We start from the raw sequence: 2,560 nt of genomic DNA, 5'->3' as shown, positions 1-2,560 counted from the left end.
CAGGCATAACAGTCATCTTCACTCTGAAAGTCTTCCTGGAAAATCAACCAACTCATTTCCCCATAATTTGGCTTAACCCCACAATATTGCTGCTCATGATGTTTATTATAAATAATTGGGTCAGCTAAGTCAATAGGCCATTAAAGATTATGTATATCAGTTATTTTTAATGGAGGATTAAGTAAATGAAACTTAAAGTCGTTCTTGAGACAAGTGAAGAAGGCGGGTTTACAGTCTACGTGCCAAGTCTTCCCGGATGCATTAGCGAAGGAAATTCCAGAGAAGAAGCTTTAAAAAACATCAGGGAAGTGAACTATATCTCGAGCCCGTGGACGATGATATGATATTCATACCGGGCACAGAGGTCATGGAACTCGCAGTATGACAACAATTCCAAGTGTTGGATACGACAGAGTCGTTCGTGCACTTCAACGGGATGGGTTGTAGTCAGACAGAAGGGAAGCCATATAAGGCTGCAAAAGCACCCACGATGAAGTGCTGAAACTGACAATTCCGGCTCATAAGCCGATTAAGCGCACAACACTTTCTCACATTCTTAAGCAAGCCCGGATGGAGGTCGGCCGCTTTTTGGATTTGATATAGGCAATATATCTTCGACACACGGTCAACCCCCACGCCATTTTCCGGAAATTCTAACTCCATATATTGCGTTTTTACTGATAACAAGCGTTTCTTGTATATAAATCTTCAGCAATAATTATTTTATTTTAAACTTATTGCGGCTTCTTTTTTAGCTATTAACTTGTATCGATTCCATATAGTCAGCATATGTCAGATAATATGACATTATATTGACAGATATTCATACATATGTTATTTATGCTTTCAAACCACAGGAGAATATAATTATGGACACTTTTTATAGAGATTTAGGGTTAAAGATAAAAAAAATAAGAGAAAAAACTGGGTTATCCCAGGATGCTCTGGCACAAAAGCTGGGAATAAGCAGAGTGGCTGTTTCACAAATAGAATCCGGAGCCAGAAAAATCAGTGCCGAAGAGATAGTAATGCTTGCTGAAATATTTAATATCCAAACGGATGTTTTATTGGATATTACAAAAGATATAAAAATTATATTTGAAAAATCCGCAAAGAAACAAGCAAAAAAACAGGAAATCAGAATCAGTGTTCCTCAAAGGAATCTGCAAAAATTCAAGGAAGTGCTAATCTATATTCTTGAGAAAATCGGGTCAAAACCCAATGTTGGAGAAACGGTTTTGTATAAGCTTCTTTATTTCATGGATTTCAATTTTTATGAAAAATACGAAGAGCAACTAATAGGAGCAACCTATATAAAAAACAAGTATGGGCCGACGCCTAAAGAATTTGTTAAGATCATAGAAGAAATGGAAGGGAAAGATTTAGTAAAGGTGAAAGACAGCTATTTTAAATATCCGCAGACTAAATATTTACCCTTAAGAAAATCCGATTTAACTCAACTGAAAGCTCACGAAAAAGAAGTTATAGATGATGTTTTAAATACTTTGTCAAATATGAATGCTTCCGAGATCAGTGAATACTCACATAATGATGTTCCCTGGAAAACTACCGAGGATGGAGATATTATTCAATATGAAGCAGTATTTTACCGGACTTCGCCCTATTCGGTGAGAAATTATAATGAAGAAAGTATTTAATGAAATACGAAGACTTGCTGAATTTGAAAAAGATTTTAATAAGCTCTTAAAGAAGTTTAAAACTCTTGATGATGATCTCGAAACATTTATCAACAGTCAGCTTAAGCTTACTCATAAACTGGGAATAGATAATAAAGCAGTCGTTCAGATCTCAGGATTAGGAATTGAAACTCCCAAGATATACAAAGCAAAAAAATTTGCCTGCAAAGCTCTAAAGGGTCGTGGAGCAATGAGCGGCATAAGAATTATATATGCGTATTTTGAAAAAGAAGATGTCATTGAATTTATAGAAATCTATTTTAAGGGTGATAAGGAAAACGAGGATAAAAAGCGGATTCAAAAATATTATGGTTAATTTGGCACAAATGCCAGGTTTCTATGGATATTTAACTATATAAAAATATAAATTTATTTGATTTTAATATAGATATTAGTGTAAATGAAAGAGCATTTAACAAACAGATTTTGTTTCAAGCCGGTAACATAAAGGTCGCTTATATTAACCGATGTCCGATAAAACAAAAAATAAAGGTATTAGGAGCGATAGCCGGGGCAAATCTCTTCCGGGCAGAAGTCGGCGCCAACGAAATTCAAAAGGGCGGGCTGACTGTATTCGTGCGTCTTTTTACTTTTGAATATATTTGGTGACGAGTCAAGAGCCAAGAGCAGACTTGACCCCAATTCCCAATTCAAGAGCCAAGAGCAGACTTGACCCCAATTCCCAATTCAAGAGCCAAGAGCAGACTTGACCCCAATTCCCATTATATGTAATACGCCGAGGACAGAACCGACGAAGCCAACGCAGCTAGAATTTGAATACGACTTGGTATCAAGCGGTAAATTAAAGATTATATATTAATTATCGATGTCCGATAAAAACGAAAAGAAAGGTTTTAGGAGCG

The 2,560-nt window shown here is 36.1% G+C and carries 3 protein-coding genes; all 3 read left to right on the top strand.

Translation table 11 applies throughout. The features are described 5' to 3' along the window. Positions 1 to 185 precede the first annotated feature (185 nt). The 3 genes from VXK47_RS09560 to VXK47_RS09550 all read left to right on the top strand — a co-directional run bounded on the left by VXK47_RS09560 (position 186) and on the right by VXK47_RS09550 (position 2,013). Positions 186 to 344, top strand: coding sequence for a type II toxin-antitoxin system HicB family antitoxin (locus VXK47_RS09560; protein ID WP_435548552.1), 159 nt, complete (start codon positions 186 to 188; stop codon positions 342 to 344). Positions 345 to 869: 525 nt separating this feature from the next. Continuing rightward, a complete protein-coding gene (locus VXK47_RS09555; protein ID WP_435548551.1) occupies positions 870 to 1,658 on the top strand; it encodes a type II toxin-antitoxin system antitoxin SocA domain-containing protein in 789 nt (262 codons plus the stop codon). Next, positions 1,642 to 2,013 carry a hypothetical protein gene (locus tag VXK47_RS09550; protein WP_435548550.1) on the top strand — a complete coding sequence of 124 codons (372 nt, stop codon included), beginning with the start codon at positions 1,642 to 1,644 and terminating at the stop codon, positions 2,011 to 2,013. The genes VXK47_RS09555 and VXK47_RS09550 overlap by 17 nt, the downstream gene beginning before the upstream one ends. The last annotated feature ends 547 nt before the right edge of the window (positions 2,014 to 2,560 follow it).

The sequence above is a fragment of the Desulfobacterium sp. N47 genome (assembly GCF_051233685.1).
In the GTDB taxonomy this organism is placed as follows: Bacteria; Desulfobacterota; Desulfobacteria; order Desulfobacterales; family RPRI01; genus RPRI01.
Note: the sequence above shows the minus strand (reverse complement) of the source record. Positions and strands in the feature narration are given on the sequence as shown.